Annotated in this window: 6 protein-coding genes; 4 read left to right on the top strand and 2 right to left on the bottom strand. The window is 43.0% G+C overall.

The genetic code is table 11. The features are described 5' to 3' along the window. The first annotated feature begins 1,050 nt into the window (after window positions 1–1,050). The 3 genes from lpxK to ACXLDX_RS05990 all read left to right on the top strand — a co-directional run bounded on the left by lpxK (window position 1,051) and on the right by ACXLDX_RS05990 (window position 4,101). Complete coding sequence (gene lpxK, locus ACXLDX_RS05980) at window positions 1,051–2,142, top strand: tetraacyldisaccharide 4'-kinase (protein WP_457576286.1); 1,092 nt, start codon at window positions 1,051–1,053, stop codon at window positions 2,140–2,142. A 247-nt stretch (window positions 2,143–2,389) separates the two neighbouring features. Continuing rightward, window positions 2,390–3,376, top strand: coding sequence for a UDP-3-O-acyl-N-acetylglucosamine deacetylase (gene lpxC, locus ACXLDX_RS05985; protein ID WP_457576287.1), 987 nt, complete (start codon window positions 2,390–2,392; stop codon window positions 3,374–3,376). Window positions 3,377–3,738: 362 nt separating this feature from the next. Next, entirely contained in the window at window positions 3,739–4,101 is a 363-nt protein-coding gene (locus tag ACXLDX_RS05990; RefSeq protein WP_457576288.1) for a cell wall hydrolase, read from the top strand. A 153-nt stretch (window positions 4,102–4,254) separates the two neighbouring features. On the opposite strand, the gene ACXLDX_RS05995 is transcribed toward ACXLDX_RS05990, so the two are convergent. After that, window positions 4,255–5,457: a DegT/DnrJ/EryC1/StrS family aminotransferase gene (locus ACXLDX_RS05995; RefSeq protein WP_457576289.1), complete on the bottom strand. Its 1,203-nt coding sequence runs from the start codon at window positions 5,455–5,457 to the stop codon at window positions 4,255–4,257. Between the two features lie 117 nt (window positions 5,458–5,574). Continuing rightward, complete coding sequence (locus tag ACXLDX_RS06000; RefSeq protein WP_457576290.1) at window positions 5,575–6,279, bottom strand: tetratricopeptide repeat protein; 705 nt, start codon at window positions 6,277–6,279, stop codon at window positions 5,575–5,577. A gap of 310 nt (window positions 6,280–6,589) precedes the next feature. Between ACXLDX_RS06000 and xseA the strand changes: the two genes are divergently transcribed. Beyond that, window positions 6,590–7,469 (top strand): exodeoxyribonuclease VII large subunit (gene xseA / locus ACXLDX_RS06005; protein WP_457576291.1); only part of this gene is annotated, 880 nt, incomplete at its 3' end.

Below are 7,469 nucleotides of genomic sequence, written 5' to 3' on the forward strand. Positions count from 1 at the left end.
CAACTCCCAACTTGATGGTATCACCGGCCATACCACTCACCGGCAGTGAAAGGGCCATTAAGACACAAGCTGCAGTAGAAACAAATTTACCAGTTAGAGCTGACTTCATTTTCTCCTCCCTCTAAAATGAAATGATTTAACCTAAATCCTGCAGGGCAAAGAAAATGGGAAAATATCTGTTCACGCAAAAAGCGAATAACCGGCTTTAACAAACATGCAATAACCTATTGGAATATCTCACCGATTAATCTTCCCATTTTCTGAAGTGCAGGATTTAAATTTAAACAAACATACAGTACTCACCCTGTCATCCTCTTAGCATTCAGGCACTTTGAAAAATTGTTTTTCGCCTGATCTCAGCGTTACAGTGGAAATAAAAAATGCTCACACATGACTGATATGATGCGATTTTTAATGTCCCTGTTTCTTGACAACGAACAAAAATCCTTATTTTTCAAAATACCCTTCAGCGGTAAAGAAAAGAGCAAGCAAATCCTGCGGCATGATATTAGTCTTTTACGTCCGATTTTGCAAAATCAAAAATCAAAAATAGTATTTTATAGTTGTCCTGTTCCTATATGCATTTAATACCAGCCGGTTACGAACAGTCATAACAGATACGCCAATGATTTTCGCCAACATTTTTCTACCAACGATCAGGATCTTTCTGATTTTTTTTCTTTCCTGAGCCCAGGGAAACGGTTTTGTTATATCAACATTAATTAGATCATGTCAAACAATTATTGATAAATCGAACAACAGATTGCTGCTGTCATTATTATTTCTGCAGCACTGTAAATAAATAAGTTTATTTTCACAAAATCCCGACTGCGATGACAACGATTTACGACATCCCTCGCCCGAAGCGAAGACTCTGGACTGCCGATTGCAGGATTCAGGTAATCTTTTTTGTTTTCCGAAGTGCGGAATTCAAGTTTGAATGGTATTTTCATGACAGGGGATAATCACAATTAGAATTACTATCCCAGTGAGCAAGTGAGCAACTACCATTTTAGTTTTTGGAGCCTGCCGGTTCGTTAAGGTGCTATTTTGAACAACAAGTTAAATATTCTCTTTTCCCTGGGTCGTCCCTTCAGTCCGTTGTACAGCAGCCTGATGACCCTGAGAGCTTTTCTGTACAGTAAAAATATTTTCAAAAAACATTCCCTTCCCGTTCCGGTGATATCCATCGGCAACCTCACCATGGGAGGATCAGGAAAAACACCGGTAATTCAATGGCTTGCCTCCTATTTACAGGAAGAAGGTCTCAAACCGGCAATTATCAGTCGAGGATACAGGGGGAAAGCCGGAAATAAAGTCAATATTGTCTCGGATGGGGAAAAAGTTCACCTGAATCAATATGAGGCGGGAGATGAGCCTTATATGCTGGCCTGTTCACTGAACGGAATTCCAGTTATTACCGGTAAGACAAGAATTCACCCCTGCCTCTACGCAGTTAATGAATTAAATGCTGACATCATCCTGCTTGACGACGGATTTCAACACATGGCAGTAAAACGTCACCTTGATCTGGTGCTGTTCAATGCTACTACTCTGGCGGGAAACAGCCGTGTTTTTCCCGGCGGCGAACTCAGGGAACCTGTCCAGGCCCTGAAAAGATGCAGTGGCTTTATGATTACAGGTATAACTGACGACACCAAAAAACGAGCAGACAAATTCTCCCGACTCCTTTCATCGAGGTTTCCTGATAAACCTGTTTTTCATACCTATCTTACAGGGATTGAAATCGTATCCGCAGATAATAACAGGGTGGTTTCCGATCCAACATCCCTGGACAATGTTTTTGCTTTCTGTGCCATCGCAAATCCGACTCGATTTCTGGAGACAACGGAACAAACAGGAATTTCCCTGACCGGCTTCAAAACATTTCGGGACCACAGCCGATATAACCGACAGCTTTTAAATCGCCTCTGCCAAACTGCCGTGAATACAGGGGCAACCAGCCTCCTTACAACAGAAAAGGATTTTGTAAAAATTATGGATCAGCAACTTTCACTTCCCCTTTATGTCCTCAAGATCCGACTTGAACCGGAAGAAAGTTTTAAAGAATTTATTTTTAACCTGAATCCTGCAATTGGCAAGTTTTCCAGAGATGCGAGGTTCAATGGCGCTGACGTATAGGCGTAATTACGTAATAAAATGATCATTTTCAGCAATGTTCATTATAATTTCTTCCGAGGCTTAATTGTTGTCATTTTCCCGCATAAGTGTTTTTTCCCACACAGTTCTTTTTCCCTTCTTCAATAGATACTCCTCTATTATTCCCGTAATTTAAGACACATAGAGACATACCATCCTCCTGATTAAAGTGGCATGAAAAATGCATAAAGAATCAAAATCATTTCCAATTTTTCTTTAAGGTATTTATATGACACTCCATATTGATCCGTATCAGTACACACTGCAAAAATCCGTCAGCTGCTGTGGAGTAGGTTTACATTCGGGAAGAACTGTCAATCTCTCCATCAAGCCGGCTCCCGAGGACAGTGGTATTCGATTTTTCCGGACGGATATTCAACCGGTTGAACCTATTCAGGCACATATGGATATGGTCGTGGACACCAGGCTTGCAACAACCATAGGTAATGGTCGTATACAGATATCTACAACTGAACACCTTCTTGCCGCCCTGAAGGCTTTTGGAATTGATAACGCAGAAATAGAACTCGATTCCCGCGAGGTGCCAATAATGGACGGGAGTGCCGAACCGTTTTTTCAACTGATAAAATCGTCGGGAAAGAAAAAACAGCAGAGTTTTAAAAAAGTACTCAAAGTAACTCAACCTATTCACTATAACGATGGAGAGAAATCGATTTCCATCTCTCCCTACAACGGTTTTAAAGTGACAGGTGAAATCTGCTTTGACGACACGGTTATCCAGAACCAGAAGTTCTCCCTTGACCTGTCTGCTGAAAATTTTGGTCAGGAAATATCGAAAGCCAGAACATTCGGGTATGTGGAACAGGTTGAAGAGTTATGGGCTAATGGGCTTGCTCTCGGCAGTACTCTTGAAAATGTCATTGCTATTCACTGGAACCGCAAATCCGTTCTCAATGAAGATGGCCTTAGGTTCGATGACGAGTTTATTCGCCACAAGGTACTGGACCTTGTCGGCGACCTGAGCCTCCTCGGTTGTCCGATTCTCGGGCATGTGAACGCTTACAAGACAGGCCACACCGAACACTTTCATTTTATGAAAACCATCGCAGATTCCCCCCATTGCTGGGAACTTGTCGAAATTCAGAAAAATGGTTCTTTGCCGGTTCAGATGAATGGATCTGGAAACTCACAGAACAAAACCGGTACGATCCTGCCTTTTCTCAACAACAGGGATACCCAGCCTGCAGTGGCGTAATACATTGCGTAATTGCTCACAGATACTCCAGTTTTTCACGGTTTCTTTTTGATGACCCTCGTCTCTCTGGAGGGAAAGCGCAGATTACGGGCCTGCTGATTGCTGGATTTAAGTGGTAATTGTTTCAGAAATTATAAAATTTAAGAGTAGCTGTTCCCAAGGACAGTTACTTAAAGTGATATATTTTCCATTTCGTTCAGAATCCCTCCTGCTGAAAATTTACCTTTTACATTCAATATAATTTCCAATTGTTACAATATTATCGACGCAACACTCCTTTCTTTTCCTATCAAAGTGTTGACGACTATTATAAATGTATTATATTTGCGGAATATACAGTCTAATCTGCAGGAGAAGTAAAAATGACTCTTTTAGAAGGCCTTTTATGGCTCACTCTCAATGTATACCACGAAGCGCGTTCAGAACCAACAGTCGGTCAGGTTGCGGTTGCTCTGGTTACCCTGAATCGTGCAAATGAGAGGCATGTTCCAATCAAGGACATTGTAAAGGAACCCTATCAGTTCAGCTGGACCTTCCAGAAAAATTCTTATATTCCGGACGACCCCAAAGCCTTCCTGCAGTGCATGAAATCCGTCTATATTGCCCTGCAGACCAATGACTTCACTCAGGGAGCAACCCACTACCACGCTGATGGTATCAAACCTTACTGGGCCTCAAAATACACTTACCTGAATCAGTTCGGCTCCCATAAATTTTATAAATAAACCCGCCTGTAAGTTGTTACTCAATGTCGCTAACTTAAGGACAGGATGGGACTCAATCCTCAACTTAAGGTTTGTACCGCTGCAGTCGGGATTTTCATAGTTTTTTTGCACCCACTGGGCATAAATGGCCGAACCATGGAGTCCGGCACTTTATCAGACGCCTGCTGCTTTCTCCAGAGCCTTGCACATATTATCAAGTACATCTTCATCCATTTTTATGGAAACAGGATAGACCAGGGTTTTCCCCATAAGTTCAGCCGATTTCGGTAGAGCCTCAGGATCGTAAACAACCCTTCTTTTTCCCCCCTGGGATACAAATGGATACCCACTGGAGGCAATCGTTTTTTCTCCCAGCAGATGTTCCCAGGCTGGATAGAAATGCCAACTGTTCTCCGCCCAGTTTATAGCCCCGAAACCATCAGCACGCAGGGATTCATTCACCCTCCTGCACTGCTCAGAATCCTGAAGAATAAATGTAAAAAATGTTGCCGTATCACCATCTTTGTCAATCAGCTCACGGAAACTTACTCCAGGAATCTTTGAGGCACCCTCTTTCAGTTTTGCCTTGTTTTTCTTCTGAGCCACTATCATCGAATCCAGTTTTGCCAGTTGGGCAATACCGATTGCTCCCTGGAGTTCCATCATTCGGAAATTAAATCCGATAAACCGCCTCCCTTCTCCTCCACGTCCACCGGGGTTCACCTTATGATCATGACCATGATCTTGATATTCAGACATTGTCCTTTTCAACTCACCATCATCGGTTATTATCATACCACCTTCACCGGTGGTCATGGTCTTGACGGAATCGAAAGAAAATGTACCGCATCGCCCGAAGGTTCCCAGGTACTTCCCGTCAATACTTCCCCCGGCGGCCTGGGCCGTGTCTTCCAGCACAGGGATGGAATGTTTGTCGGCAATTTTCATGATTTCTTTGATTCTTGCCTGTGCTCCCAGCATATGCACCGGAATGATACATTTGGTCCGGGAAGTGATCTTTTTCTCAAGATCGGCGGGATCCATGTTTAAAGTCATGTCCACTTCAGTGAAGACCGGAATGGCTCCGACCTCAAAAATTGCCTCCCAGGTGGCAACAAAGGTGAAGCCCTGGGTGATAACCTCATCACCCGGTCCAATTCCCATTGCAGTTAAAGCAACTTTCAGCGCGGCCGTACCGGAAGTAACTGCCTGAGCATGGTCACAGCCGCAGTATCGTGCAAATTTCTCTTCAAATTCTTTTACCTTATAGACACCGTTTCTCTGGTCATGGAATTCATATCTGAAAAGAACGCCCGTATCGAGCACATCCATTATTTCTTTTTTTTCTTCTTCCCCAAAAATTTCAAATCCTGGCATATCAAAGTTCTCCATTTATCTGAAAATCCGCGGCTGAGGGTCAAATCACCGCAGTCGGGACAGCAACTCCTCTGTTCGCAACTCCTCACAGAGAGCAACTATATGATTTTATTAGTTCTATTTTTTACTCATTTTCATTTTCAATCGGGCGATACGAGATTCAATTTCAGCCCTGGCCCTTGCAGCGGAGGGATCATCACCCACGTTCAACAGGAAATTATTATAGGTAGTATTGGCCTTTTCAAAATTTCCCTGCACCTCTTCAATACGAGCCAGGCCGATATAGCCTATATGTTCATACCCTTTCAGCTCTTTCAGGAGATTGTACCTGGCCGCCGCGTCATCATACTTTTTTTCCGATTCCAGAGCCTGGCCGGCACCAAAGAGAAGCAATCCGTACAGGGGATTTGAATCATCGGTTTCTTTCAGTTCCCTGAGGTATTTTTCTGCAGCACCACCATAATTTCCATTTTTCATATCAAGATGAGCTATTTCAATTCTGGCCCACTGGGCGGATGTTGTACTGCCGTATTTTTCCACCACGGCCTGAAGTGCTTCTATTCTTTTTTCAGGCGCTTCCTGAACAGCAACAGCAAGTGCAGAAGCACCTTCCTGCACTATTCTTTTCCTGTATGATGTATACAGAGAAAACGTGACAGTAAATATCATAAGCAGAACAAGGATAAAAATTATAAGCTTTTGATTTTTACGAATAAAGGCTATTACTTCAGGCGGCAGATTAAAATGCTCCAGCAACCCCTCAATTTTGTCCATTTTTGTTTCTGCAGTAAGTCGCTTGGTGTATGCACTCTCACCCGCCATTTTCATTCCTCCGATAGATCTATTTTGAAATATGTTTAAAATCACTGGATAGTTCAATTTTTAGAGACTTTATCCGAGCTGGTCAATATAATATAAAGCTTATGTTCTGTCATGCTGATATATTGAAATCAAGTCATAATTACATTTTTTCATTTTCTGAAGTGCAGGATTCAGGTCATAATTACCTGCAGGCACATCTCCTGTGCGGCTGAGTTTCATGGGCAAGCAGGAACAAAAAAGACCGAAGAATCTGTGACGTCTATGGGCAGTTCGGTTATTTCACCTTCATCAATCCGCCAAACAGTTCAACATGATATCAGAAACAGGATCACCGACCGTTCTTACAGTAACTGAACTGACCAGTTCCATCAAAACTCTGCTGGAAGGCGAGTACAGATTCATCCGCATAAAAGGGGAAGTGTCCAATCTCAGGGTTCCTTTTTCCGGTCATTCCTATTTTTCCCTGAAAGACAGCCATTCACAGATTCGTGCCGTTTTGTTCAAGAACCAGAAACGATTCGTCAGTCATTCCCTCGAAGATGGACAGCAGATTATCTGTTTCGGCAGGATTTCAGTCTATGAACCAAGGGGAGATTACCAGATCATCATAGACAGCATTGAACACCTGGGCACTGGACACCTCCAGATAGAATTCGAAAAATTAAAGACAAGACTGGCATCTGAAGGACTCTTCTCCCATGACATAAAAAAGAAAATTCCTACCCTTCCCTTTAAAATCATTATAATTTCTTCACCAACCGGGGCTGCCCTGCAGGATTTTCTGAAAATTTATTCCTCCAGAAATTTTCCGGCCTGCCTGCAAATTCTTCCGGTCAGGGTCCAGGGCGAACAGGCGGCAAAAGAAATTGCTTCCGCCATAGAATCAGCAAACCGGATTAAAGATGCTGATATTCTAATCCTTTGCCGTGGAGGAGGCTCTATTGAAGATTTGTGGGCTTTCAACGAAGAGCTTACAGCAAGGGCCATTTATCGTTCAAAAATCCCTGTTGTCACAGGTATTGGCCATGAAACTGATTTCACCATAGCAGATTTTTGTGCCGACCTCAGATGCCCTACTCCTACCGGTGCAGCAACAGCAATTCTTCCCGATGGAGGAGAGCTTTGCAAAATCCTGAAATTGTTGAAAAGACGAATGGGTTTTCGCATCCTCTCCAAAATTGAAAACCTGG

Source organism: Desulfomarina sp. (genome assembly GCF_054039375.1).